At 27.6% G+C, this 25,600-nt stretch carries 26 protein-coding genes and 1 riboswitch; of the genes, 22 read left to right on the plus strand and 4 right to left on the minus strand.

Translation table 11 applies throughout. From position 1 onward, the window contains the following. Positions 1 to 409 precede the first annotated feature (409 nt). Both LEQ07_RS17225 and ade read left to right on the plus strand, forming a co-directional pair. Positions 410 to 913 (plus strand): thioredoxin family protein, encoded by a 504-nt coding sequence (locus LEQ07_RS17225; protein WP_046822518.1) that lies wholly within the window; start codon positions 410 to 412, stop codon positions 911 to 913. 221 nt (positions 914 to 1,134) lie between these two features. Then, the gene (ade, locus tag LEQ07_RS17230; protein WP_263331641.1) at positions 1,135 to 2,838 is read left to right on the plus strand and encodes an adenine deaminase; all 1,704 of its coding nucleotides are present in this window, start codon (positions 1,135 to 1,137) and stop codon (positions 2,836 to 2,838) included. Between the two features lie 80 nt (positions 2,839 to 2,918). On the opposite strand, the gene LEQ07_RS17235 is transcribed toward ade, so the two are convergent. Genes LEQ07_RS17235 through LEQ07_RS20255 form a run of 3 tightly spaced genes read right to left on the minus strand, consistent with a single transcriptional unit; the run spans position 2,919 to position 3,778 of the window. After that, complete coding sequence (locus LEQ07_RS17235) at positions 2,919 to 3,359, minus strand: GNAT family N-acetyltransferase (RefSeq protein WP_263331642.1); 441 nt, start codon at positions 3,357 to 3,359, stop codon at positions 2,919 to 2,921. A 22-nt stretch (positions 3,360 to 3,381) separates the two neighbouring features. Further along, complete coding sequence (locus LEQ07_RS17240) at positions 3,382 to 3,648, minus strand: RrF2 family transcriptional regulator (RefSeq protein WP_317852111.1); 267 nt, start codon at positions 3,646 to 3,648, stop codon at positions 3,382 to 3,384. Continuing rightward, positions 3,638 to 3,778: a hypothetical protein gene (locus tag LEQ07_RS20255; RefSeq protein ID WP_309296966.1), complete on the minus strand. Its 141-nt coding sequence runs from the start codon at positions 3,776 to 3,778 to the stop codon at positions 3,638 to 3,640. Before LEQ07_RS20255 ends, LEQ07_RS17240 begins: the two co-directional genes overlap by 11 nt. A 206-nt stretch (positions 3,779 to 3,984) precedes the next feature. Between LEQ07_RS20255 and hcp (LEQ07_RS17245) the strand changes: the two genes are divergently transcribed. From hcp (LEQ07_RS17245) to LEQ07_RS17290, 11 genes are all read left to right on the plus strand, one after another. Then, positions 3,985 to 5,622: a hydroxylamine reductase gene (gene hcp / locus LEQ07_RS17245; RefSeq protein ID WP_263331643.1), complete on the plus strand. Its 1,638-nt coding sequence runs from the start codon at positions 3,985 to 3,987 to the stop codon at positions 5,620 to 5,622. Positions 5,623 to 5,776: 154 nt separating this feature from the next. Then, complete coding sequence (hcp, locus tag LEQ07_RS17250; protein ID WP_263331644.1) at positions 5,777 to 7,453, plus strand: hydroxylamine reductase; 1,677 nt, start codon at positions 5,777 to 5,779, stop codon at positions 7,451 to 7,453. Positions 7,454 to 7,569: 116 nt separating this feature from the next. Next, entirely contained in the window at positions 7,570 to 7,758 is a 189-nt protein-coding gene (locus tag LEQ07_RS17255; RefSeq protein WP_035116667.1) for a ferredoxin, read from the plus strand. Positions 7,759 to 7,780: 22 nt separating this feature from the next. Then, positions 7,781 to 7,966, plus strand: coding sequence for a DUF1858 domain-containing protein (locus LEQ07_RS17260; RefSeq protein WP_046822400.1), 186 nt, complete (start codon positions 7,781 to 7,783; stop codon positions 7,964 to 7,966). 198 nt (positions 7,967 to 8,164) lie between these two features. After that, the gene (locus tag LEQ07_RS22095; protein ID WP_332843312.1) at positions 8,165 to 8,554 is read left to right on the plus strand and encodes a hypothetical protein; all 390 of its coding nucleotides are present in this window, start codon (positions 8,165 to 8,167) and stop codon (positions 8,552 to 8,554) included. Between the two features lie 20 nt (positions 8,555 to 8,574). After that, positions 8,575 to 8,805: a hypothetical protein gene (locus LEQ07_RS22100; RefSeq protein ID WP_332843313.1), complete on the plus strand. Its 231-nt coding sequence runs from the start codon at positions 8,575 to 8,577 to the stop codon at positions 8,803 to 8,805. A gap of 87 nt (positions 8,806 to 8,892) precedes the next feature. Then, positions 8,893 to 10,620, plus strand: a complete 1,728-nt coding sequence (gene hcp / locus LEQ07_RS17270; protein WP_263331645.1) for a hydroxylamine reductase — start codon at positions 8,893 to 8,895, stop codon at positions 10,618 to 10,620. 181 nt (positions 10,621 to 10,801) lie between these two features. Then, positions 10,802 to 11,476 carry an LPXTG cell wall anchor domain-containing protein gene (locus LEQ07_RS17275; protein WP_046821912.1) on the plus strand — a complete coding sequence of 225 codons (675 nt, stop codon included), beginning with the start codon at positions 10,802 to 10,804 and terminating at the stop codon, positions 11,474 to 11,476. A gap of 93 nt (positions 11,477 to 11,569) precedes the next feature. Then, a riboswitch (cyclic di-GMP riboswitch) is annotated at positions 11,570 to 11,660 on the plus strand. Between the two features lie 192 nt (positions 11,661 to 11,852). After that, positions 11,853 to 14,066: a glycosyl hydrolase family 18 protein gene (locus LEQ07_RS17280; RefSeq protein ID WP_263331646.1), complete on the plus strand. Its 2,214-nt coding sequence runs from the start codon at positions 11,853 to 11,855 to the stop codon at positions 14,064 to 14,066. A gap of 83 nt (positions 14,067 to 14,149) precedes the next feature. Continuing rightward, positions 14,150 to 14,260, plus strand: a complete 111-nt coding sequence (locus LEQ07_RS17285; protein ID WP_156317194.1) for a cellulose-binding domain-containing protein — start codon at positions 14,150 to 14,152, stop codon at positions 14,258 to 14,260. A 69-nt stretch (positions 14,261 to 14,329) separates the two neighbouring features. Continuing rightward, positions 14,330 to 15,967, plus strand: a complete 1,638-nt coding sequence (locus LEQ07_RS17290; RefSeq protein ID WP_263331647.1) for an immunoglobulin-like domain-containing protein — start codon at positions 14,330 to 14,332, stop codon at positions 15,965 to 15,967. A 227-nt stretch (positions 15,968 to 16,194) separates the two neighbouring features. Here LEQ07_RS17290 and LEQ07_RS17295 read toward each other — a convergent pair whose 3' ends face one another. Continuing rightward, entirely contained in the window at positions 16,195 to 16,803 is a 609-nt protein-coding gene (locus LEQ07_RS17295; RefSeq protein ID WP_046821911.1) for a class I SAM-dependent methyltransferase, read from the minus strand. A 190-nt stretch (positions 16,804 to 16,993) separates the two neighbouring features. On the opposite strand from LEQ07_RS17295, the gene LEQ07_RS17300 reads away from it, so the two are divergent. From LEQ07_RS17300 to LEQ07_RS17340, 9 genes are all read left to right on the plus strand, one after another. Next, positions 16,994 to 17,803, plus strand: a complete 810-nt coding sequence (locus LEQ07_RS17300) for an HAD family hydrolase (protein ID WP_263331648.1) — start codon at positions 16,994 to 16,996, stop codon at positions 17,801 to 17,803. Between the two features lie 278 nt (positions 17,804 to 18,081). Next, positions 18,082 to 18,447: a GntR family transcriptional regulator gene (locus LEQ07_RS17305; protein WP_021430794.1), complete on the plus strand. Its 366-nt coding sequence runs from the start codon at positions 18,082 to 18,084 to the stop codon at positions 18,445 to 18,447. 1 nt (position 18,448) lies between these two features. Continuing rightward, the gene (locus LEQ07_RS17310) at positions 18,449 to 19,150 is read left to right on the plus strand and encodes an ABC transporter ATP-binding protein (RefSeq protein WP_263331649.1); all 702 of its coding nucleotides are present in this window, start codon (positions 18,449 to 18,451) and stop codon (positions 19,148 to 19,150) included. Beyond that, entirely contained in the window at positions 19,144 to 19,941 is a 798-nt protein-coding gene (locus tag LEQ07_RS17315) for a hypothetical protein (RefSeq protein WP_263331650.1), read from the plus strand. Before LEQ07_RS17310 ends, LEQ07_RS17315 begins: the two co-directional genes overlap by 7 nt. A gap of 78 nt (positions 19,942 to 20,019) precedes the next feature. Continuing rightward, positions 20,020 to 20,196, plus strand: coding sequence for a hypothetical protein (locus tag LEQ07_RS17320; RefSeq protein WP_021430791.1), 177 nt, complete (start codon positions 20,020 to 20,022; stop codon positions 20,194 to 20,196). Between the two features lie 88 nt (positions 20,197 to 20,284). Continuing rightward, a complete protein-coding gene (locus LEQ07_RS17325) occupies positions 20,285 to 20,578 on the plus strand; it encodes a hypothetical protein (protein WP_046822167.1) in 294 nt (97 codons plus the stop codon). A gap of 121 nt (positions 20,579 to 20,699) precedes the next feature. Continuing rightward, complete coding sequence (locus tag LEQ07_RS17330) at positions 20,700 to 22,655, plus strand: SNF2 helicase associated domain-containing protein (protein ID WP_263331651.1); 1,956 nt, start codon at positions 20,700 to 20,702, stop codon at positions 22,653 to 22,655. Continuing rightward, entirely contained in the window at positions 22,649 to 23,863 is a 1,215-nt protein-coding gene (locus LEQ07_RS17335; protein WP_263331652.1) for a DEAD/DEAH box helicase, read from the plus strand. The genes LEQ07_RS17330 and LEQ07_RS17335 overlap by 7 nt, the downstream gene beginning before the upstream one ends. 21 nt (positions 23,864 to 23,884) lie before the next feature. After that, positions 23,885 to 25,012: an XRE family transcriptional regulator gene (locus tag LEQ07_RS17340; protein ID WP_263331653.1), complete on the plus strand. Its 1,128-nt coding sequence runs from the start codon at positions 23,885 to 23,887 to the stop codon at positions 25,010 to 25,012. Positions 25,013 to 25,600 lie beyond the last annotated feature (588 nt).

Raw genomic sequence — 25,600 nt, forward strand, 5'->3', positions numbered from 1 at the left:
CTTAGTAACCTGATTGTATCGAATCTATCTGATAAATACATAACTAATAAAATAAAAATCCTAAAGAACCAAAAGTTAATAAAATACCTGCAAAGAAATTTCTACTATCTTGTCTGAATAGAAAAATTCCATATAAAAAAGAAGCTAAAATTACTAATATATAAATATACATATAAAAATCCTTTCTAAATAAGTTTTAATAAATATTATTTTACAATGAAATTAAAAAAAATTTGTAATTACAAAATTTGTAAGTTAGGATAGAGAGCGTTTTTTCTAGATATTTATAATGTAATATCTTTAAAAAAATAAAAATTTAGTTAAAATTTTTGATTAAAAAAATACTAAAATTACTTGTTTTATTTCATATATTTTAATAAATAAAACAAGTGATTTAGGGGGAAATTAAATGAGTTTAAAAGAGTTATTTGAGTCAGGTTATAGCTTTGAACAGGAGTTTTACAAATCTGAATTAGCGTATCAAGAAAAAGCTAAAGATTATAGGGATATCATGAAAATAACAAAATATACTATAGAAAAAATAAAATCAATTGATAAAGAAATTAACATACTTGGATTTTCAGAATTATGGTGTCCTGATTGTCAAATAAACTTAACTGTAATAGATTATATAACAAAGTTAAATCCAAAGATAAGACTAAAACTTCAAAGCAGAGAAGGGCATGAAGATATAATAAAAGAACATAGTGATAATGGTAGGGTAAAAATACCTATATTTATATATTTAGACAGTAATTTTGAAAAGTTTGGATCATTTATAGAATTTCCAAGCAATGTTAGGGATGTTGAGTTTGGTGATAATCAGGTAGAAAAAATAAAAACTAAAAAATTATACAGAAAAGGAAGTTATATGGAACAAACTATAATTGATTTTCTAAATAGTCTAGAATAGGAAAACAAAAAGCTATCGTATAAAAATTAATTTGAATTTTACGATAGCTTTTGAAAATTTAAATAAAATTTAACTTTTTCTGAAAATTTGACGAATTATTTAAGTTTTATATGGACAATTAAAAATAAAACGTGTATTATTAGAATAATTTATTTAGAAATAAAAACTTTAAAGCCTTTTGCTTTAATAAATTAAATGTATTAAGTATAGGGAGGACATAAATGGGGCTAATAGATTACAGTATAAAAAATAAAAAATCAGAGTTAGTTTTAAAAAATGCCAATATAGTCAATGTATTTTCTCATGAAATAGTAAAAGCTGATGTTGCAATACAAAAAGGAATAATAGTTGGTATAGGAAGTTACGATGGAATAAAGAATATAGATTTAAATGGAAAATATATAACTCCAGGATTTATAGATCCTCACGTTCATATAGAGTCATCTATGGTTTCTCCAGCCGAGTTTGCAAAAGCTATAGTGCCAATGGGAACAACAACTATAATAACAGATCCTCATGAAATAGCTAATGTTTGTGGGCTAGAAGGAATAGAATATATACTAAAATCAAGTGAAGATTTACCTTTATGTGTTTATTCTATGTTACCATCTTGCGTTCCTGCAACGGATTTTGAAAATTCGGGAGCTAGATTAGAAGCTACATCTTTAGAAAAGTATATAAATCATGATAGAATACTTGGACTTGGAGAGATGATGAACTATCCAGGCGTTATTAATCAAGATAAGATAGTTACAGATAAATTAGAATTAGCAAAAAGATATAAGAAATATATAGATGGGCATATACCAAATATAAGTAATGAAGGACTAAATGCATACATATTAAGTGGAATAAGCACAGACCATGAATGCTCAACTGTTGAAGAAATGATTGAGAAAATAAGCTTAGGTATGTATGTAATGATTAGAGAAGGTTCAGCTGCTAGAAATTTAGAAACTTTAATAAAAGGGGTTAACATTAACAACTATCAAAGATGTTTATTCTGTACAGACGACAAACATCCACAAGATATACTTAAAAATGGACATATAGATAATAATATAAGATTAGCTATTAAAAACAATATAGATCCTATTATAGCTATAAAAATGGCGACTATAAATGTTGCAAATTGTTACAATTTACAAAATATAGGAGCTATTGCACCAGGATATATAGCTGATATAGTTGTTGTAGATAATTTAGAAGAGTTTAATGTATTAGAAGTTTATAAACATGGGAAGTTAGTTGGAAAAGATAAAAAAGCATTGTTTGAAACTAGAGAAATAGAAAATTCAAATGTTACAAATACTGTAAATATAGATAAGCTTACTAAAGAAGATTTAAAAATAAACTTAGAAAAAGATAGAGCTAATGTTATAGGTCTACTTCCACATAATCTAGTAACAGAGAAACTTATAAGAAAAGTAGATGTTGAGAATGGAGTATTTAAATTTAATCAAAATGTGGATATATTAAAACTTGTAGTAATTGAAAGACATACTAATAAAAAGAGCATAGGCTTAGGGCTTGTAGAAAACTTTAAATTGAAAAATGGAGCAATGGCGTCTACTGTAGCACATGATTCTCACAATATAATTGTTGTTGGAGATAATGATGAAGATATTATTAACGCTGTTGATGAAATTAAAAAAATTGGAGGCGGTTTATCAATATCTTCGAATAATGAAATTTTAGGAAGTTTAAGTTTACCTATAGCAGGTCTTATGAGTGACAAAGATATAAACTATGTAAGTGAAAATTTAGAAAATATGTTATCTATAGCATATGAAAAGTTAAATGTTAGTAAAGATATTGAACCATTTATGACGTTAGCATTTTTAGCACTTCCAGTAATTCCACATATAAAGATTACTGATAAGGGGTTATTTGACGTAGATAATTTTAAATTTATGGAAATATAAAAAATGGCAATTAAAATATGTAATTAGATAAAAGGCTGTACAAAAGAAGTTAAAATTTTGATACAGCCTTTTTATAAATCTTAAAATCTCATTTTAATGTGAGGAATTCCACACTCATCATATGTATCTGAAATTTCTTTAAATCCAAGAGAAGAATATAGATTTTTAATGTATTCTTGAGCCGAAAGTGTTATATTATTTTCATTTAGTTCTGTTTTTATAAAGTTTATAGCATGGCTCATCATTTCTTGGGCAATCTTTTTACCTCTATGGTCTTTCAAAACTAACACACGTCCTATAGATGTATCTGTATATGGACTAAATGTTTTTGGAATTATCCTAGCATAAGCGATTACTACATTTTCTTCTTCAAGAAATATATGATAACAATTTTTGTCAACATCGTCGAAGTCATTTTCTTGGAAAATTTTCTGTTCGCATCCGAATACCTCATATCTAGCTTTTGCTATTTCATAAAATTCATTTACATCTAAATCCTTAAAATGTTTTACTTTATACATAAATATCACCTCCTAAAAATTTTTAAAGAATATCTTGCAAAGTGTATTCACTTAACTTATTTTTAAATGATATTAAAGCTTCGTTTAAAATAGGTTTTAATTTGCAACGTTTTGTAAGATTACAAGTATTGTTTTCTTTAGAAAAACATTCTACTATATTCAAATTGTCTTCTGTTATATCAAGCAGTTTTCCTAAGTTTATATCTTTTGGATCCATAACTAGTTTTATTCCACCATTACGTCCTTTTGTGGATAATATATAGTTGTTTTTTGCTAATTTATATACAATTTTTTTTTATATGATGAGTAGATAAACCAAGTATATCGGATAGTTCATCTACTGTAAAAAGTTCATTTGGATGGTTACCTAAATAAATAAGTATTCTAAAACTATAGTCAGTAAATTTTGATAAGTACATAATTCTACTCCTTTTTAAATAATTTAATATAGTAGTATTATTATATTAATTAATACTATTAAACACAAGAGTAAATACAAAATTTAAATTAAATAAATTTTTATTTTATAAAATTAATGAAAATGTAACATATGTTACAGATAAAAAGAAAAATAAGGAATATAATGTGTATATAAAATAAACATTTAAAAATTGGAGGAATAATTATGGAAAATAAAATGTTTTGTTTTCAATGTCAAGAAACAGCAGGCTGTACAGGATGTACAAAATTTGGAGTTTGTGGAAAATCACCAGATTTAGCCAGAATGCAGGACTTATTAATATACGTAACTAAAGGATTATCAGAAGTTACAACAAGACTTAGAGAAGAAGGAAAAGAAGTAAGTGGTGAAGTAAATCACTTAATAACTATAAATTTATTTACTACTATAACAAATGCAAATTTTGATGATGAAATATTCTATATAAGAGTAAAAGAAACTTTAGAAACAAAAGAAGCATTATTATCTAAATTAAATAATAAAGAAAATTTATCAGAAGCTACATTATGGTCTGCAAACTCAAATGAAGAAATGGATGAAAAGTCAACTAAGGTTGGAGTTTTAGCAACTAAAGATGAAGATATAAGAAGTTTAAGAGAATTAATAATATATGGGTTAAAAGGTCTAGCAGCATACATGAAGCATGCTAATGCATTAGGATATGATGATGAAAAAATAAATGCTTTTATGCAATCAACTTTAGCTAAGACTTTGGATGAAAACTTAAGTGTAGATGAGTTAATAGGATTGACTTTAGAAACTGGCAAAGTTGGAGTAGACGGAATGGCTTTACTTGATAGTGCAAACACAGGAACTTATGGACATCCAGAAATAACTAAGGTTGATATAGGAGTTAGAAATAACCCAGGAATACTTATATCAGGGCATGATTTAAAAGACTTAGAATTATTATTAAAACAAACAGAAGGAACTGGAGTAGATGTATATACTCACTCAGAAATGCTTCCAGCACACTACTATCCAGCATTTAAAAAATATTCTCACTTTGCAGGAAATTACGGAAATGCTTGGTGGAAACAAAAAGAAGAGTTTGAAAGTTTTAACGGACCAATATTAATGACTACAAACTGTATAGTACCACCAAAAGATACTTACAAAGATAGAATATATACTACAGGAGCTGCTGGATTTGCAGGAGTTAAACATATAAAAGGTAAGAGTGAAGACGATAAAGATTTCTCAGAAATAATAGAACAAGCTAAAAACTGTCAACCTCCTACAGAAATAGAAAGAGGAGAAATAGTTGGAGGATTTGCACATAATCAAGTATTTGCATTAGCAGATGCAGTAGTAGATGCAGTGAAAAGCGGAGCTATAAAGAAATTCTTTGTTATGGCAGGATGTGATGGAAGAGCTAAATCAAGAAACTACTATACAGAATTTGCAGAGGCACTACCAAAAGATACTGTGATTTTAACTGCAGGATGTGCTAAATATAAATACAATAAGCTAAACTTAGGAGACATAAATGGAATACCTAGAGTATTAGATGCAGGACAATGTAATGATTCATATTCATTAGCACTTATTGCATTAAAGCTTAAAGAAGTATTTGAATTACAAGATATAAACGAATTACCAATAGCATTTAATATAGCATGGTATGAACAAAAAGCAGTAATAGTATTATTATCGCTATTATACCTAGGGGTAAAAAATATACACTTAGGACCAACATTACCAGCGTTTTTATCACCAAATGTAGCTAAAGTACTAGTTGAAAACTTTGGTATAGGTGGAATAACAAATGTTGAAGATGATTTAAAAATGTTTTTAGGATAATTTTATATAAAAAGGATGGCTCTACAATAAGTAAAGCCATCCTTTTTTATAAATATAATAAGTCATAAGATTAAAATATTAATTATATAGCTATATTTTAAAAAAATTGTGAAATACTAACAATGTTGTTGAAATTTCACAAGGAGGAATTTTTATGGAAAATAATATGGCTATGGAATACCCCATGTTTTGCTATCAATGTGAGCAGACTGCTGGTGGTAAGGGTTGTACTAAGGTAGGAGTCTGCAGCAAAACACCAGAAATTGCAGCTCTTCAAGACTTGTTAATATATCAAATTAAAGGAATAAGTTGTTACGCAAAAGAGTTAATAGATAAAGGTGAAAAGATAGATAAGAAAATTGTAAGCTTTGTTGAAAACTCTTTATTTACCACTCTTACAAATGTAAACTTTGATGGAGATGTTCATGAAAAAATGCTTAGACAATCACAAGAAATAAAGCAAAGTCTAAGAAGTAAAGTTTCAAGTTGTTCTAATTGCTGTGAACAAGCTGAATATAACTTAAGTGATACTAGGGACCAAATGTTAAAAGATGCTAAGCGTGCAGGAATAATGTATGATCAAAATTTAGATCCAGATATAAGAAGTTTAAGACAAACTATAATATATGGTTTAAAAGGAATATCTGCATATGGACATCAAGCTAGAGAATTAGGTTATTTTAACGATCAAGTTGATGAATTTTATTTTAGAGCATTAGCTGCAACAACAGATGATAAATTATCTGTTAATGACTTAATAACATGGACTCTAAGAACTGGTGACATGAGCGTTGCAGTTATGCAAAAACTAGATGAGGCAAACACAACTATATATAAAAATCCTTCTCCTCATAAAGTAAATGTTCACATTAAAAAAGGTCCATTTATTATAGTTTCAGGACATGATTTAAAAGATTTAGAAATGATTTTAAAACAAACTGAAGGAAAAGGAATAAATATTTATACTCATGGAGAAATGATACCATGTCATGGGTACCCAGAACTTAATAAATATCCTCATTTAGCAGGAAATTTTGGTGGTGCTTGGCAAGATCAGCAAAAAGAGTTTGATAATATACCGGGGTGTATTTTAATGACTACAAACTGTCTTATGAAGCCTAGAGATTCATATAAGGATAGAATATTTACTACTAGTGTAGTTGGATGGGATGGAGTAAAATACATAGGCAAAAATGCTGATGGAGAAAAAGATTTTAGTGAGATTATAAATAAGGCATTAGAATTAGGTGGATTTAAAGAAGATCAAGAGCCACACGAAATTTTAGTTGGATTTGGTCATAATGCCACTTTAAGTAATGCTCCAGCTATAATTGATGCTGTAAAATCAGGTAAATTAAGACATTTCTTCTTAATTGGAGGGTGTGATGGAGCAAGACCTGGAAGAAATTACTATACAGAATTTGCTCAAAAAGTACCTAAAGACTGCATAATACTTACGCTAGCTTGTGGTAAGTATAGATTTAACAAATTAGACTTTGGAGAAGTTGCTGGATTACCAAGACTTTTAGACGTAGGGCAATGTAATGATGCTTACTCAGCTGTAAGAATTGTTTTAGCATTAGCTGATGCTTTTGACACTGATGTAAATAGCTTACCGCTATCTATAATTTTATCTTGGTATGAACAAAAAGCAGTAGCAGATTTATTAGCTCTATTGTCTTTAGGAATAAAAGGAATATACTTAGGACCATCAATACCGGCATTTTTAAGTCCTAATGTACTTCAATATTTGGTAGACACATTCAGTTTACAAACTATAAGTACTCCAGATAAAGATTTAGCATCTTGCTTAGAAGTACCATCTAAATAAATTAATTAAATGCAACTAGAGTTACGTCATTTATTTAGGAGAGTTTATAATATATACAATATAATATTAAAATTTAAAAATAATATTTTAAAATATAAATAAAAGGAGATAAAAATATGAAAGCATTTGTAGATAGAGATGGTTGTATAGGATGTCAAGCGTGTGCAGGAACTTGCCCAGAGGTATTTAGTATGGATGACGATAATATATCAGTACCTATAAAAGAAGATATACCTGAAGACGTATTAGATTCAGCAAAGGATGCTAGAGATGGTTGTCCTGTTTCTGTTATAAGCATAAAATAATTTATACAAAGGAGAGATTACTATGATAACTAAAGAAACTATAATAGCAGATATAATAAAAGCCAAACCTAATGCAGCACAAATACTTATGAATTATGGAATGGGATGTATAGGATGCCCTTCAGCTCAAATGGAAAAGTTAGAGCAAGCATGTGAAATACATGGATTAGATTTAGAAAAAATATTAAAAGAATTAAATGAAGCATAATTACAAAAGGGTTACCAGTTTGTTTGGTAATCCTTTTATTTAATATAATTTATATTAAATAGTGTAACCAGCGTTACAGAAAATAAAAATTAAATAATATATAATCTAAATATAGAAAGTTAAGAAAAATAAAATTTTAAAAGTGTATTTAAAATACTTATTTAAAATAAAGATTTAATAAATATAGGAGGTTTTATTATGAGCTTATTTTTAGGAAAAATTCACTATTGGTTATTTAATAAAATACTTTGGTTTGAAGATTTAGAAAGCGAAATAATAAATTTAGCAGAGGCTAAAGGACTAGACATAGAAAAGTTAAATAAACAAATAAATTTAAAGTATGGAGAAAAATTAGAAAGCAAAAAATTAGAAGACATTATTGATACAGGAAATATACATGGATGGCTGCAAGAAAAAATACACTCATCAGAAGGAAGGATGGCGTTGTGGACATCTAAAATTTTAGAAGATAATCCAAACTCATTGAAAAAAATAGAAAATATTTATAGAAATCAAGGGGTAAAAGCTGGTAAGGAATTAAGTTCTGTAAAAAATATTACTAACGCAAAGAAATATATAATAGTATAAATGATTATATATTAGATGGAATGCCATGTGATAGAGTAAATGAAGTAATCGTTTTAGAAGATGATGTCGTAAGATGGAAACGAAGAATATGTGTGCATAAGGAAATATGGGAAAATGAGAATGTAGATGTTAATATATTTTATAATCTTAGAGATTTATGGATAGTATCATTTGTAAATACCATAAATAATGATTTTGAATATACAAAAACTGATGATGAGAATTATGTAATCAAAAAATATAAAAATTAAAAATAGTAACTTATGTTAAAGATTCAAATAAATTAAACTATATAATGTGTATATAAAATGAACATTTATAAAATTGGAGGAATTATTATGGAAAATAAAATGTTTTGTTTTCAATGTCAAGAAACAGCTGGGTGTACAGGATGTACAAAATTTGGAGTATGTGGAAAATCACCAGATTTAGCTAGAATGCAGGATCTTTTAATATATACAACTAAGGGATTATCAGAGGTTACAACAAGACTTAGAAAAGAAGGTAAAAAAGTAAGCAGCAATGTAAATCATTTAATAACTATAAATTTATTTACGACTATAACTAATGCAAACTTCGATGATGAAGTATTTTATGCAAGAGTAAAAGAAACATTAAAAACAAAAGAAGATTTATTATCGCAATTAAGCAATAAGTCTAATTTATCAGAAGCTGCATTATGGAATGCAAGTTCAAATGCAGAAATGGATGTTAAGGTAAGTATATTAAGTAAAATTAAAGATGCAATATTAGGAAGTGGAAAAGAGTTAACTCTTGATGATATAAATAAATTATTAGATGAAAAGTCAACTAAAGTCGGAGTCTTAGCAACTAAAGATGAAGATATAAGAAGTTTAAGAGAATTAATAATATATGGGTTAAAAGGTCTAGCAGCATACATGAAGCATGCTAATGCATTAGGATATGATGATGAAAAAATAAATGCTTTTATGCAATCAACTTTAGCTAAGACTTTGGATGAAAACTTAAGTGTAGATGAGTTAATAGGATTGACTTTAGAAACTGGCAAAGTTGGAGTAGACGGAATGGCTTTACTTGATAGTGCAAACACAGGAACTTATGGACATCCAGAAATAACTAAGGTTGATATAGGAGTTAGAAATAACCCAGGAATACTTATATCAGGGCATGATTTAAAAGACTTAGAATTATTATTAAAACAAACAGAAGGAACTGGAGTAGATGTATATACTCACTCAGAAATGCTTCCAGCACACTACTATCCAGCATTTAAAAAATATTCTCACTTTGCAGGAAATTACGGAAATGCTTGGTGGAAACAAAAAGAAGAGTTTGAAAGTTTTAACGGACCAATATTAATGACTACAAACTGTATAGTACCACCAAAAGATACTTACAAAGATAGAATATATACTACAGGAGCTGCTGGATTTGCAGGAGTTAAACATATAAAAGGTAAGAGTGAAGACGATAAAGATTTCTCAGAAATAATAGAACAAGCTAAAAACTGTCAACCTCCTACAGAAATAGAAAGAGGAGAAATAGTTGGAGGATTTGCACATAATCAAGTATTTGCATTAGCAGATGCAGTAGTAGATGCAGTGAAAAGCGGAGCTATAAAGAAATTCTTTGTTATGGCAGGATGTGATGGAAGAGCTAAATCAAGAAACTACTATACAGAATTTGCAGAGGCACTACCAAAAGATACTGTGATTTTAACTGCAGGATGTGCTAAATATAAATACAATAAGCTAAACTTAGGAGACATAAATGGAATACCTAGAGTATTAGATGCAGGACAATGTAATGATTCATATTCATTAGCACTTATTGCATTAAAGCTTAAAGAAGTATTTGAATTACAAGATATAAACGAATTACCAATAGCATTTAATATAGCATGGTATGAACAAAAAGCAGTAATAGTATTATTATCACTATTATACCTAGGGGTAAAAAATATACACTTAGGACCAACATTACCAGCATTTTTATCACCAAATGTAACTAAAGTATTAGTTGAAAACTTTGGCATAGGTGGAATAACAAATGTTGAAGATGATTTAAAAATGTTTTTAGGATAATTTTTAAGTATAGTCTACATTGAGTAGGCTATACTTTTATTTTAATAAAAAAGTTCAGGCATATAATTATTCATCTAAATTTAAACTTCAAGACAAAATAATAAACTTTATATGTAGAAATAAATATTTTTTACACAATATGTTAATATATTTATATAAATTAATATTTGGAGGAAATCATATGAAAAAAATATTTATTTCTATATGTATGATTGTATCTATATTTATGCTAACTGGATGCGTAAATTCAGATATAACACTTAATATAGATAAAAAAGGAAATGCAAGTGTTACAGCACAAATTTTAAGCAGTGATTATCTAATGGAGGGTATAAATGAGCAAGACTTAAAATCAAATTACGATAATGTTGAGAAAATAACAGAATCAGGCAAAACAGGATATAAAATAACTGAAAACTTAGGAAATATTGCTAACTTAAAACAAAACAATAGTAAGGGAATCAAAAAGTTTGGAGATTTAGTAAGTGTAAAAAAAGAAGATAGCTTTTTATCTAACACATACGATATAAATATAAAATTAAAAGACTATATAAACAAAAACATGAGTAAAGAAGAAATGGGAATGTTAAATTTATTTGGATCAGGATTTGATTTGAATTTCAATTTAAATACACCTATAGAATTAGTAGAATCAAATGCTAATTCAAACTCAAAAAAAGATGGAATATATAAATATAACTGGAATTTAAACTTATCAAACTTAGAAAATATACATGTAAAAGCAAAAATTCCAAATGTACAAAATATAGTGATAATATCTATTTTAGGAATAGTTTTAATTTTAGGCCTAGCCATATTTATTCTTAAAAAAAGAAAAAATATGAATAACAAATAATAAAAATTATGTTGTACATCATAAAAATGTCTGCTATAATTACAGTGAATTAAACAGATAATATTCACTAAATAGTGAATATTGTCTGTTAAAAAACTTAATAGGCAAAATTAGGGAAATCTAATGACGCAAAGCTATAGGGGCTAAGGTATGTTTATACATATTATGCCAGCCAGTTGCCAAAGAGTATACATACTTTTTGTTTTTATACGGCATTATTATATGTCTTATTAACTATACCATTAAACTACTCTTTAGGAGTGGTTTTTTTGTTAAGTAAAAAACAAAGGTTAATAAGATGCATAAGAGTGTGAGATTATAAGCGTCTAGTTTTTATATCAAGATTAACCTAGTATAGCCCAATTGGAGGGAAAGAATGAAAAATTTAAAAAGATTAAGGAAACGCAGAAGTAAAGTGCTAGTAGCTATAATGATGTCTATGCTTATAACACAAGGGTTATATTCAAGTGATAGCATAATTGTAAGTGCGCAAGAACAAACTGCGAATCATTCTAAAAACACAGTTAACCATAATCAAAAAAGAAATGTTATGTATTATGGAGACTGGTCAATTTGGGGAGGACAGGAAAACTTTTATCCAAAGGATATACCAGCAGATAAATTAACTCATTTGAATTTTGCTTTCTTAGATTTTGATTCAAATGGAAACTTAAAATTTACAGATAAAGATGCTGCTGTTGGAGCACCTGTAGGTCAAGATGGTGTTCAATGGGGAGCTGCTAATGCTGGTGTATTAAGTGCATTTCAAGAATTAAAAGCAAAAAATCCAAATTTAAAAATAGGAGTGTCTCTTGGAGGATGGTCAAAATCAGGTGATTTTTCTGAAGTAGCTGCAAATCCAGATAAAAGAGCAAATTTAGTTAAAAATGTACTGAAATTTATTGATTACACAAACATGGATTTTGTAGATATTGACTGGGAATATCCATGTGATGTTAGGCAACCTGATTTGGTAGACAACAAAAACGATGAAGGTACACCTAATGCAACTAAAGCAGATAAAGAAAATTATATAAAACTTTTACAAGAATTCAGAACAGAACTTGATAAACAAAGTAGCAAACTAAGTAAGGATTATGAACTATCTGTAGCAATACCTGCGCCTAAGAGCAAAGTCGATTTAGGCATAGATGCAGAAAAACTTTTCAACATTGTAGATTTTGCAAATATAATGACCTATGACATGAGGGGAGCATGGGATGAATATAGCGGTCATCAAACAGCGCTTTATCCAAACGAAAGTGACCCCATAAAGGGGAATAATTTATCAATAGATGAGACTGTTGATTACCTAGTAGATAAAGGCGCTGAAAAAGATAAAATTGTAATAGGGGCAGCTTATTATACTCGTGGATGGGATAAAGTTGAAAAAGGTAATAACAATTCTTTGCCAGGAATTTTTAACAAGGCTTCAATAACTACAAAAGATGCAGATCAGACACCATCAAGAGGAGCTATAAATGAAGCTCCATTAGCGTCAGGAGATGGAGGTCGCATGGGCGGAGTGTGGTCATACAGAAGTTTAGATAAATTAAAATCAAAGTATCCAGGACTAAAAGAATATTGGGATGATACAGCAAAAGCACCGTATCTTTATGATGAAAGTACTGGAAAGCTTTTTACATATGATAATGTAAAATCAATAACAGAAAAAACAAAATATGTAAATGATAATAACCTTGGAGGTATGATAGGATGGATGGCCTCTCAAGATGCTAAAACGGATTCTAGTAAAAGAGATGAATTGACAAAAGCATCTAAAGAGGGACTTTTTGGAAGTGGAAAATTACCACAAAATGAAATAACTTTTTCAAAATTAGATGTTAAAACATCAATAAGCCCGTATGAAGAACAATGGGGTGAAGATAAAAATGGATATGAGATAGCTATAAAAAATAATGAAGTATTAGAAGAGTCACAAGATGTTTTAGCCTCAGTAGAAAAAGGTGCTGAAACTATAAAAGCTCCTAAATTATATATAAAAAGTGATAAAGCTTTAAAATCAGGCGATCACATGGCTGGAAATGTCACTTATGAAAATGGGTACACAATAGTAGATTTACAGTCTGTTTGGGAAGGTAAAAACATAGAACCTGGAAAAACATATACTTTTAAATTAAAGGGAGATGCAAATATATCAGGAATAGATCTTGTTCAGAGGATGTCTGATAATGGGATAGATATGTATAGACAATCCATTCTAGATGATTCAGAAGTGAAACCTCCAGGAAATCAAGCTCCGGCAATAAATGGTGTAGATAATAAGACTATAAACATAGGGGATTCATTTGATAAATTAGCAGGGGTAACAGCTACGGATAATGAAGACGGAGATATAACAAATAAAATAAATGTTATTGGTTCTGTGGATACGAATAAAGAGGGTAGTTATAAGTTAGTCTATTCAGTTGAGGACAGCAAAGGTTCAAAAGTAGAAAAGGAGAGAGTTATAACAGTAGTAAAAAAAGGTGAGGAGCCATCACAAGATACATATGACCCCAATAAAATATACTTAGAAGGGGACTCAGTTATATTTAAAGGCGAAAAGTATATAGCTAATGGTGGATAAAAGGAGAAGACCCAGACAAATCTCAAGCATGGGAAAAGGTAATAACTCCAAATGAAGATGGAACTATAGATTATTATGAAGGTATGATTTGCAATGGTGGAGAGTATGTAAAATATAATAATCACGTATATAAAGCTAAATGGTGGACAAATACAGTTCCAGGTAGTGATGCTTCTTGGGAATTTATAAAATAAATAATTATTAAAGGGGAGAATAAATATGAAACATTTAAAAAAATTAAATAAAAAATAGTATTCACATTAATGGTATCTATGGTTATGGCATCAGGAATTTCAATGTATGATGGAATAAAGGTTAATGCACAAGAAAATAAGGCTACGAATATAAGTTATTCAAATAAGAGTGTTAATTTTGGAGTAGGGCAAGGTATTGAGTGGCCAACTCAAGTTAATGCACCTTATGTTGATATGGTTTCTTGGATAACAAAACAAGGGTATACAAATAATGGGACTGTAAATTTAAAAAGAATATCTGAAGATACAGGAGTAAAATTTTTTAATTTAGCATTTATACAATCAACAGGAAAAGTAGAAAATAATAAAGTAAAATGGGGATGGGGTGGATTTTCTGTTTTAAATGAAGACAATAATGACAATACGCAATATCAAGGTATAAAACAGTCAATTAAAGAATTAAGAGATATTGGAGGAGATGTAGTTGTATCATTTGGAGGAGTAAATGGAGAACCGATTTGGGCTACAACTCAAGATGAAAATATCTTATACAATACATATAAAGATATTGTAGATGGATATGGATTAACAAGAATAGATTTAGATATTGAAACACATGGAACACAAGGGGCCTTAGCAAATGCTAAAGCTATAAAGAAAATTCAAGATGAAACAGGAGTAGATGTAGTTTTAACATTACCTGTTTTACCAAGTGGATTAGTTTCGGATGGTTTAAATATTTTAGAAACTTATCTATCTCAAGGAGTAGATATAGAACTTGTAAATATAATGACTATGTGCTATGGAAGTGGAACTTTGTTACCTGGTGAAAATTATGGTACTGCTTCTGTAAGGGCTATTGACAATACTAAAAATCAAGTACAACAGTATTTTAAAAATTATGCAAATATATCTTTAACAGATAGCGAAGCATATAAAAAAGTAGGAACAACTTCATCTATTGGATTTGAAGGAGAAGCTCATCCTATATTTGGAACTGATTGGACTAAGTTAGTTGTAGATCACTCTATAGAAAAAGGATTAGGAATGACATCTTTCTGGTCAATGAATAGGGATGCTATGTTAGAAACTAACAGAGGGGTGACAAGTCAATATCAGTTTACAGATATATATAAAACTTTTGGAGAGGGTGCAGAACCAGGAGATCCTCAAAAGAATCAAGCACCTACATTACATGGAATAGACAATAAAACTATATATGTAGGAGATAAGTTTGACGAATTAGAAGGGGTAAGTGCTGCAGATAGAGAAGAAGGAGATTTAACATCTAAGATAAAAGTAGAAGGTAAAGTTGACACAACTAAAGCTGGAGATTACAAAATAAGTTACTCTGTAGCAGATAGTGAAGGTTTAACAACTAACAAACAAAGAACAATAACAGTTAAAGAAAAGCCAGATCCATCACAAGATACATATGATTCGAATAAAATATATCTAGAGGGAGATTCAGTTGTATTTAAAGGAGAGAAATATGTAGCTAAATGGTGGATAAAAGGTGAAGATCCAGATAAATCTCAAGCATGGCAAAAAATAGTGACTCCAAACGAAGATGGAAGCATAGATTATTATGAAGGATTAGTTTGCCAAGGAGGAGAGCTTGTAAGATATAATGGGCACACATATAAAGCTAAATGGTGGACAAACACAACTCCAGGAAGTGATGATACTTGGGAGTTAATTAAATAGATAAACAAAAATAGCTGAATAAATTTCAGCTATTTTTTTATGGTTAAATAAATTATAAATACTAAAAATTGTTAAAAACCTATGATACTTAATTATATAAATACAATATGTTTTGAGCATAAAAAATATTTTAAGCAACGGACGGAGTCGTTTGAGTAACGTGACACGAGTTTACCGAGTGGACGTTGACGACATGAAATTTGAGCGATATGAGCAAAGCGAATTTTTTACGCATACATCCTATAAATTAAAAATCTTTCACAACAATCTTTTTCATACAATCCATGAAGTTTGACCTCTTCATAAAGTAAAAATCCAGTGTTATTTTCTAGAAAATATATATAATCTTCTGAAGGATAATATAGTATTAAATCTACTACTCTTGGAGTTTTTTCATAAGAGTTTAAAATATTATTTACTATTTTTCTAAAGATAGTAACTGAAAATGGATTGAAAAAATAGAATTTGTTTTCTACAGCTTTAATTTGGTAATCTTGACCTAAAATACAATTAAAATCTATTTGACTAGAAAGTCGCTTATGCTTGTCTAAGTAATTTTCTTTATTGATTAGGCAATCTTGATAATAAGTTTCATCCATTTCTATACCTGTAGCATTACATTTGAAAAAACTATTAAGATAGAATATAAGTCTGCCTTTGCCGCATCCAAAATCAACTACATTATCCGTTTTATCCATAGTGTATGTTTTAAATAATATATCAAGTGCGATATATGACGTAGCTTGATATGGGTGGTAGTGTGTAACACTAGAATCCCAAAGTTTCTCACCCATAGTATTTATGTTTAATAAATCTTCATAAAATTTTTCATCCATAAAACTTCCTCTTTCAAATTTAGTTAAATTTTAAAATCAAAACACAAATAACATTATACATAATATTTATAATATTATGCACATGACTTTTAGTTTTTGTAGATTTTATGTATAATATAAGAGTAATATATAAATTAAAAATTGTGAACGGCGATTTTTATAAAGTTTATTATACAATAGGAGGGATTAGATGGTTAAATTAATAGCAACGGATATGGATGGGACATTACTAAATAGTAATCATGAAATTCCAAAAGATTTTAAAGACACTATAAATGCTTTAAAAGAAAAAGATGTAATGTTTGCTATATCTACAGGAAGAAACTATTTAGATATATCTTATCAATTTGATGATTATAAAAAGGAACTATTATTTATTTGTGAAAATGGAACAGGAATATACTATAAAGATGAATGTATATATTCAAAGTTTCTGGAAAAGGATACCATAAAACAATTGGTAGAACTTGGGCGTGAAGTAGAGAATGCATATCCTATGTTATGCGGGACTAAGGGGCTATATTTAGAAGATGAAGAAGCTTTAAAACAGTTAAATATACTTTTCCCTATGAATGTGCCAGTTACAAAGGTAGATTCATTATTAGATGTGGAAGATGGAATATTTAAAGTTAATATGTTTGATTTAACTGATGCCGAAACTAACAGCTATGAAATATTTAAAAATGCGAATATCGAGGGTGTAACATTAACTCCTTCAGGAAGATATTGGTTAGACATATCTAGTTTTGGAACAAATAAAGGACTTGCAATTAAAAAAGTGCAAGACATGTTTGATATAGATTATAAAGAAACTATGGTCTTTGGTGATCATTTAAATGACTTAGAGATGATGAAGAGCGCTTATTATAGTTATGCGATGAAAAATGGTCATGAAGATGTAAAAGAGATTGCGAACTTTGAAACTAAATACACAAATGAAGAATGTGGTGTAACTAAGACTATACAAGAAGAAGTTTTACAAGCTAAGGAATTAGCATAATATAAATTAAAAATAATGAGGGTTATTTAACCCTCATTATTTTTTGTATCGTAAGGCTTTATATTTCTATAACCGATAGTTGGCAACCTTCTCACCTATCTTTTAGTATAGTATGTATTATATTTAACGAAATTTTACATGGAATAAATATTAAAAAGTATTATAAGACAGGCGAGTTTATATATATTTTTATATAAATATATTAAAAAGGTTGCATATTAAAGTAAAAACATATATTATTGTATTAAGTGATTAATACAATAAGGAAGTGATACAATTTGACTTGGGAATTTGATAATAACAAACCTATATATTTGCAGTTAATTGATATATTAAAGCTGAAAATTATATCTGGTGAATTTGAAATAGGTTCTAAACTAAGTTCTGTAAGAGATATGGCGTCAGAAGCAGAAGTAAACCCAAATACTATGCAAAGGGCTTTAGCTGAATTGGAAAGGGAAGGATTACTGCATAGTCAAAGAACCAGTGGTAGGTTTGTGACAAATGATGAAGAAAAAATTAAATTTATGAGAAAAGAAATAGCAGATAGAGAAATAAATTCACTGAAAGAAAAGTTAATACAATTAGGATACAAAAAAAATGAAATTGTAGAGATTGTAAAAAATAATATAATGGAGGATTAATATGAGTAAAAATATAGCTGAGTTTAATGATGTATATAAAAAGTATGGTAAGAAACAAGTATTAGAAGAATTTAATTTAAGTATACCTAAAGGAAAAATAGTAGGTTTACTGGGACCAAATGGAAGTGGAAAAACTACTATGATAAAGTTACTAAATGGATTAACACAATGTGATAAAGGAAATGTTTTTATAAATGGATTGAAACCGTCTGTAAAAACTAAAGAAATTGTATCTTATTTGCCTGATAGAAACTATTTAAATGAAGATATGAATGTAAAAGAACTTTTAAAATTATTTAGTGATTTTTATAAAGACTTTGATATAAACAAGGCAAAAGAAATGATAAAAAATTTAAATTTAGAAGAAAATGAAAAAATAAAATCTATGTCTAAAGGTACTAAAGAAAAAGTAGGCTTAATATTAGTAATGTCAAGAAATGCAAAATTATATATACTTGATGAGCCTATAGGAGGAGTTGATCCAGCATCAAGAGCTTATATAATAAAAACTATACTTAAAAACTTTAATGAAGATTCAACTCTTTTAATTGCAACACACCTTATAAATGAGATTGAAAATATTTGTGATGAAGTTATTATAATTTCTAAAGGAGAGATTTTATTAAAAGGGAATGTAGACGAAATTAGAGAAGCAAAAGGAATGTCTATAGATACTTTATTTAGGGAGGAATTTAAATGTTAGGAAAGTTATTAAAATATGAATTAAAATCAACTGCTAAATTTTTTGTACCTATGTACATTGCAATATTAGCAATAACAACTTTAAACTCTATATTTATAAGAAAAGATGTTTTTATAGAGGCACAAGGGATAATAAATATGGTTATAGGTGGACTATTTATAGCAATAACAACCCTAACTATAGTAATTATAGTTAAACGATTTAAAAAGAACTTACTAGGAGATGAAGGTTATTTGATGTTTACTCTTCCTGTAAATACTAGCAGTCTTATATTATCAAAATATATATCTGCCTTAATATGGGTGTTATTAACTATAATAGTTAGTTCAATGTCAATAATTATATACTCTAATGCACTATTTACTGATATTGGGGGATTATTTGGAGATGGAACAATATTTTCTATAAACAGCATAATGATTTCAGGAAAACAATTAGTTAAAAACAATCAAGATATTATAATAATTTTTAGTACTATAGGATTAATTTTAAGTGGTATATCTATAGTTGTATTTGTTATTTACAATTCGATAGCAATAGCTCAATTACCTATTTTCACTAAACATAAAACTGTAGTTAGTATAACATTATTCTTTGTAATAGGGAAAATTATAAGTATTATCTATGACTTTATTAACAATATTGCAATACCAATAAATATTTCAAACCTAGAATTTATCCAAGCCTTTACAAAAGTGACTACAATAGGAATTTTACAAAACATATTTATAGTTATTATTTTATTTATTAGTCTTAATTATACTTTAAGTAAAAAACTTAATTTAGACTAATAAGGTAAATTTTATATCGTTTAAAAATTTAAAAAAAATCACAACATAATCTTAAGTAAATTAAGAAAGGGTGATTATATGAAAAAGTCTAAAAAATATGATGAATATAAAAATGAAGCTCAAAATTTTCAATCTATGGTAAATCATTCACAACGAAACTCAGAGTTTGAGTCTCAATTAGAGGAAAGTCAAACTGTTGATAAAAAAATGGCTTCAAAAAGACAAGGAGCATTAACTAAGCAAATAAGTAATTAATGTAAAGTTTGATTTTGTCGAATTAAAAAAATAAAATAGTTAATGATAATAAGGAATAAAATAAGCAACAAGAAAGGAACTATTTAAAATGAAAAATTCTATGAAAAATCAATCATTAAATTCTATGAAAAATAATGCTCAACCTAATATGCAAAGCGTATCTGAGATGAACATGCAAAATAGTGGAAATCTAAATCTACAAAACAGTGTTCAACCAAACATGCAAAATAATGCTCAGCCTAATTTACAAAGTGTATCTGAAATGAATATGCAAGATAGTGTTGAACCAAATTCTCAATTCTCATCAAGTGTGGGTGCTAAGGGAATGGCTGATAAAAATGCTTATGCAAAAAAACAAATGCAAAATAATGAATTAAATTAAAAGTAAGCTTTATATATAAAAATAATAAAGACTGTAGTTTATTTTTTTAACTACAGTCTTTATTATTTTTACTAAAAAATATATAATAAAGGTTATGACTTAAAAGAAATTAGGTGAGTAAATGGATTTTAAAATAGTAAATGAAGTTTTACTACAAAATATAGATAGATATAGACTAGATAGATCTAGAGACTATTATAAACAAGGATATATAGAAGAAAGCTTTTTTTCAAAAGAGGAAGATAAAATAAGTTTATACGGTACAGTAGTATCAAAATATCAAAGAGAAATTTATAATAGCTTTTTAATAATAGACTTAAATAATAAAAAAATTATAAGCAGCGGATGCACATGTGAGGATTTTAATCAAAATACAACTCTTAACAATCACTTTATATGTAAGCATATAGCATGTATAACATTAAAGGAAATTGACAATTTGAAATCTAATATAGTAAACAATTTAAAATTAAAGACTATGGATATAAAAGAACAAACTAGACCGAAAGTAAATACAAGATTTATAAATAAAGATTTACTGAATTATTTTAAAGTAATTCCAAAAGAGAAAGTAAATTTGGAAGTAGATATAACTAGTTATTTAAATCAAACTTTAGAGGTTGAATTTAAGATAGGTAATGACAAAATGTACACGCTAAAAGATTTTAAACAATTTGCGACTTCAAGAGTAGATGGAAATCCAATAATGTATGGAAAAGATTTTATATATGATCCCAAGAGTAGTTACTTTGAAGATGATGAAGAATTAGCGCAGTTTATAGAAGACTATGGACTAAGTTTAGTAGATAATATAAACTCAAGAAAAAATAGATACATGATATTAAATTCTAGTTTACTAAAAAGGTTAATGGAAAAGCTTAAATATAAAGAATTTACGTTTAACTATAATAGAAAAACATATAATCCTCAGATAATAAATGGATATGTACCAATTGATGTAGAAATTAAAAAGGTAGGAGATAAAATAGTTATACTTAATAATGATAATTTACCTGTTCCTTTATCAAAAAAAGGAGATGTAGTCTTTTATGAAGGCAATATATATTTAATTTCAGGGGATAATGGAATATACTATAAAAAATTATATGAATTATTAAATGAGAATAAATTAATAGAGTTTGAGGACAATGAAGTTAGCGAATGTCTAACTAATTTAATTCCTAAGTTAAAAGAAATATCTAATAATTTGAATATGGATGAAAGTATTATAAACAATATAACTAAAGACTTAACAGTGAATTATTACTTCGACTTAGCCGATTCAAGAATTATCTGTGATGTAAAAATGCACTATGAAGGTGAAAAAGATGGCAAATTTGTTATAAGAGATATTGAGAAAGAAGAAGAAGCTGTATATAGGCTCTACACAAATTATTTTGAAAGAGAAAAAGATAAATATGTGTTTAGAGGTACAGACTCTCATCTATATGATTTTTTAACTACAGAAATTAATAGGTTAAAAAATATTGGACAAGTATACTATTCAGATAAATTTAAAGAAAAGAAGGTATATAACTCCTCCAATATAAAAGTAGGTTTAGGAGAGGAGATAAACCACTATCTTGAATTTAAGTTTAAAATAGAAGATGTAGATGAAAAAGAATATAAGGAAATTTTAAAATCTTTTAAGGCAAATAAACGATTTTATAAACTTAAAAATGGAAATTTTATAAATTTAGAAGATGATCAAACAAAAGAAATATTTAAGCTTATGGAAAGTTTAGGATTTACTAATAGCATTAAAGAGATGAATGTACATAAAAGTAAAGCAATGTATATAAATAATCTGTTAATAGAAAAGAAAATACCCTATATAGAAGGTATTGAAAATATAAAAAATACAGTAGATAAATTCAATAATAGAAAAGATGAAAATTATGAAGTGCCGAAAAGTTTAAATGCTGATTTAAGAGATTATCAAGTTGAAGGTTTTAAGTGGTTTAAAAGCTTAAAATCTTGCGGATTTGGAGGTGTTTTAGCTGATGAAATGGGGCTTGGAAAAACAATACAGACAATAACTTTTTTATTGTCTCAAAAGAAGCTAAAAGCATGGTGATTACTCCAACATCTCTTATACATAACTGGAAAAGTGAGTTTGAAAAATTTGCTCCAAGCTTAAGAATAGGCATAGTTCATGGAAATAAAAAAGAAAGAGAAAGTACAATAAACAATATTGAAAGTTTTGATGTTTTATTAACTACATACGGTTCCTTAAGAAATGATAATGATAAGTATGAAGATATTAATTTTGACTGCTTGATTATAGATGAAGCACAAAATATTAAAAATCCAACATCTATAACAACCGATGCTGTTAAAAATATAAAAGCTAAATGTAAGTTTGCTCTTACAGGAACACCTGTTGAAAATAACTTAGCAGAACTGTGGTCTATATTTGATTTTATAATGCCTGGGTATTTATATAATTTAAATAAATTTAGTTCTATTTTTATAAAAGATGAAAGTAATTTAATTAGATTAAAGAAACTTATAAAACCTTTTATTTTAAGAAGGACTAAAAAACAGGTAATTACAGAATTACCAGACAAAATAGAAACGAAATTTTTAGTTGAATTAGGAAAAGAACAACGTAAAATATACAAAACATATGTTGATGAAATTCAAAGAAAGTTACAAGATAAATATGAAAGTAATGATAAAATAACTATTTTAGCATATTTGACGAAGTTAAGACAACTATGTTTGGACCCAAGTTTGATAGTTAGTGATTATAAAGGAAAAAGTTCAAAAATAAACGCATGTGTAGAAATAGTAAAAGATAGTATATCAAATAATGATAAAATTTTGGTATTTTCTCAATTTACAAGTGTGCTTAAAAATTTAGCATATATATTGGATAAAGAAAATATAGAATATAATTATTTAGATGGACAAACTAAAGCTAAAGATAGAATTGAACTTGTGAATGACTTTAATGAAAATAATAATAAAAAAGTATTTTTAATTTCACTAAAAGCAGGAGGAACTGGATTAAACCTAACTTCTGCAAATAAAGTAATTCACTTTGATCCATGGTGGAATGTATCTGTTGAAAATCAAGCTAGTGATAGAGCTCACAGGTTGGGGCAAAAACAGGTTGTTGAAGTTATAAAGTTGATAGCTAAAGGAACTATAGAAGAAAAAATTATAAAACTTCAAGATGATAAACTTAAAATGATAGATGATATAATAGGAAATGAACTATCTGATTCAAACACTTTTAAAAATTTATCAAATGATGAAATTTTAGATTTATTGACATAATTTAAGAAAGGTAAAAATGACATGAGTAAAAATATATTTAATGGAAAAAAATTAAAAAATGCTAGGATGTATAGAGCTAAAACTGTAGATATGTTGGCTAGCGAAACTAAAATCAATAAAAAGGATATATTAGCTTTTGAAGCTGACAAGTATAAACCAACACTAGAAAATGAAATGAAATTAGCTAATGCTTTAAGTTTTTCAAAGCATTACTTTAGTGAAAAAGATAAAGTTAACGTAGTAGTTGAAAATACACATATTAGAACTGAGTCAACTTTACCTAGAGTAGAAGATATAGCATTAAAAGAAAAACTAGTTATGACTCACAGGGTGCTTAATTTTATACAAGGATATATAAAGTTCCCAGAAATGAATTTACCAAATAATTTAAATAGAAACGATGATATAGAAGTACTAGCTGAAAAAACAAGAGAATATTTCAACTTGGATAATGGACCTATAGGTAATATGGTTAACTTGCTTGAGATAAATGGAATTTTTATATCTGCCACTAACATAGATAAAAAAGGTGCCCTTGCATTTAGCCAGAAACAAAGTATAGATAAAGAAAGCAGATATTTTATAGCTCTAGGAAATGATAAAAAATCAGCTTCTATAAGAAATTATGATTTAGCATATGAACTAGCTTATATAGTAGCTAATGAAGCAAATATACAATCTAAGAAATTCTCGAAAGATGAGTTTGCTTGTGCATTTTTAATGCCTAAAGACTCATTTTTAAATGATCTAGAAGGAACTCAAGAGTTAGAAGATTTTATAGAGTTAAAAAGCAAATGGATAGTTCCTATATGGGCTATGATTCTTAGAGGTTACCAATTAGGAAAAATAAGTTATAAAAAATATATGTACTTAATGAACGAAATGGATAAAAATGGATGGAGCAAGAAAGAGCCATTAGATAGCAATATAAAATCTTCGCATCCAATTCTTTTAAAAAAATCATTTGATATGCTAATTGAAGGTAAGATTATGAATGAAGGTCTGTTTATGAATAACCTAATAAATTATGGTCTTAGTATATATCCACAAGATGTAGAAGAGTTACTCGGATTAAAAGAAGGAACTTTATCTAAAAGCATAAATAAGAGCAATAAAGATAATGTAAAAAAAGTTAACTTTAGAAAGTAAAAAAAGGGCTATATTAATTTTTTAATATAGCCCTTTTTTTACTTAAAATAGTATAAGCACATAAGCCATAGCAATTATAGCAACTAATAGCCATATTACTCTGCCTAAAATCATAGGTTTTATTTCTTTTGTAACAAAATCTTTTATATTAATTAGTATCTGGAGGAACTGGTTCAAGAGTTAGACCTATTTATATACAGAGAACAAGGAAAAACAGGAGAACGTTTTGGAAATATGATTGATAGAATTGGCGTTGAAAACATGGAAACTCAAATTTTATCAAATGATATGGTAGATAGAAGAGAAGAAATATTGGAAGCAGAACTTCATGTAGTTGGAGGAGCTACTTGCTAAAAAAGTGAAAAAATAACTTGAAAACTTATAGTTTGTAAGTTATTTTTATATTTTTTTGTTATAAGTATATTGAAATTTTTATATTTTATAGACAGATTTCTTTTTATACTGTATATTTTTATGTACATTGTATACTAAAAAACATATAACAATAATAAAAGTTTATTTGGATATATTAATTAAATAACAATGATAAGGAGATTGTTTTCATATGAATAAAAATAAAGAAATTTT

It is taken from the genome of Paraclostridium sp. AKS73, assembly GCF_025671395.1.
In the GTDB taxonomy this organism is placed as follows: domain Bacteria; phylum Bacillota; class Clostridia; order Peptostreptococcales; family Peptostreptococcaceae; genus Paraclostridium; species Paraclostridium benzoelyticum.

Excerpts from the sequence above, each read along its gene's own strand:
- LEQ07_RS17225 (WP_046822518.1), top strand. The coding sequence starts at position 410 with ATGAGTTTAAAAGAGTTATTTGAGTCAGGTTATAGCTTTGAACAGGAG.
- ade (WP_263331641.1), top strand. The coding sequence starts at position 1,135 with ATGGGGCTAATAGATTACAGTATAAAAAATAAAAAATCAGAGTTAGTT.
- LEQ07_RS17235 (WP_263331642.1), bottom strand. The coding sequence starts at position 3,359 with ATGTATAAAGTAAAACATTTTAAGGATTTAGATGTAAATGAATTTTAT.
- LEQ07_RS20255 (WP_309296966.1), bottom strand. The coding sequence starts at position 3,778 with ATGTACTTATCAAAATTTACTGACTATAGTTTTAGAATACTTATTTAT.
- hcp (WP_263331643.1), top strand. The coding sequence starts at position 3,985 with ATGGAAAATAAAATGTTTTGTTTTCAATGTCAAGAAACAGCAGGCTGT.
- hcp (WP_263331644.1), top strand. The coding sequence starts at position 5,777 with ATGGAAAATAATATGGCTATGGAATACCCCATGTTTTGCTATCAATGT.
- LEQ07_RS17255 (WP_035116667.1), top strand. The coding sequence starts at position 7,570 with ATGAAAGCATTTGTAGATAGAGATGGTTGTATAGGATGTCAAGCGTGT.
- LEQ07_RS17260 (WP_046822400.1), top strand. The coding sequence starts at position 7,781 with ATGATAACTAAAGAAACTATAATAGCAGATATAATAAAAGCCAAACCT.
- LEQ07_RS22095 (WP_332843312.1), top strand. The coding sequence starts at position 8,165 with ATGAGCTTATTTTTAGGAAAAATTCACTATTGGTTATTTAATAAAATA.
- LEQ07_RS22100 (WP_332843313.1), top strand. The coding sequence starts at position 8,575 with ATGCCATGTGATAGAGTAAATGAAGTAATCGTTTTAGAAGATGATGTC.
- hcp (WP_263331645.1), top strand. The coding sequence starts at position 8,893 with ATGGAAAATAAAATGTTTTGTTTTCAATGTCAAGAAACAGCTGGGTGT.
- LEQ07_RS17275 (WP_046821912.1), top strand. The coding sequence starts at position 10,802 with ATGAAAAAAATATTTATTTCTATATGTATGATTGTATCTATATTTATG.
- LEQ07_RS17280 (WP_263331646.1), top strand. The coding sequence starts at position 11,853 with ATGAAAAATTTAAAAAGATTAAGGAAACGCAGAAGTAAAGTGCTAGTA.
- LEQ07_RS17285 (WP_156317194.1), top strand. The coding sequence starts at position 14,150 with ATGATTTGCAATGGTGGAGAGTATGTAAAATATAATAATCACGTATAT.
- LEQ07_RS17290 (WP_263331647.1), top strand. The coding sequence starts at position 14,330 with ATGGTATCTATGGTTATGGCATCAGGAATTTCAATGTATGATGGAATA.
- LEQ07_RS17295 (WP_046821911.1), bottom strand. The coding sequence starts at position 16,803 with ATGGATGAAAAATTTTATGAAGATTTATTAAACATAAATACTATGGGT.
- LEQ07_RS17300 (WP_263331648.1), top strand. The coding sequence starts at position 16,994 with ATGGTTAAATTAATAGCAACGGATATGGATGGGACATTACTAAATAGT.
- LEQ07_RS17310 (WP_263331649.1), top strand. The coding sequence starts at position 18,449 with ATGAGTAAAAATATAGCTGAGTTTAATGATGTATATAAAAAGTATGGT.
- LEQ07_RS17315 (WP_263331650.1), top strand. The coding sequence starts at position 19,144 with ATGTTAGGAAAGTTATTAAAATATGAATTAAAATCAACTGCTAAATTT.
- LEQ07_RS17320 (WP_021430791.1), top strand. The coding sequence starts at position 20,020 with ATGAAAAAGTCTAAAAAATATGATGAATATAAAAATGAAGCTCAAAAT.
- LEQ07_RS17325 (WP_046822167.1), top strand. The coding sequence starts at position 20,285 with ATGAAAAATTCTATGAAAAATCAATCATTAAATTCTATGAAAAATAAT.
- LEQ07_RS17330 (WP_263331651.1), top strand. The coding sequence starts at position 20,700 with ATGGATTTTAAAATAGTAAATGAAGTTTTACTACAAAATATAGATAGA.
- LEQ07_RS17335 (WP_263331652.1), top strand. The coding sequence starts at position 22,649 with ATGGTGATTACTCCAACATCTCTTATACATAACTGGAAAAGTGAGTTT.
- LEQ07_RS17340 (WP_263331653.1), top strand. The coding sequence starts at position 23,885 with ATGAGTAAAAATATATTTAATGGAAAAAAATTAAAAAATGCTAGGATG.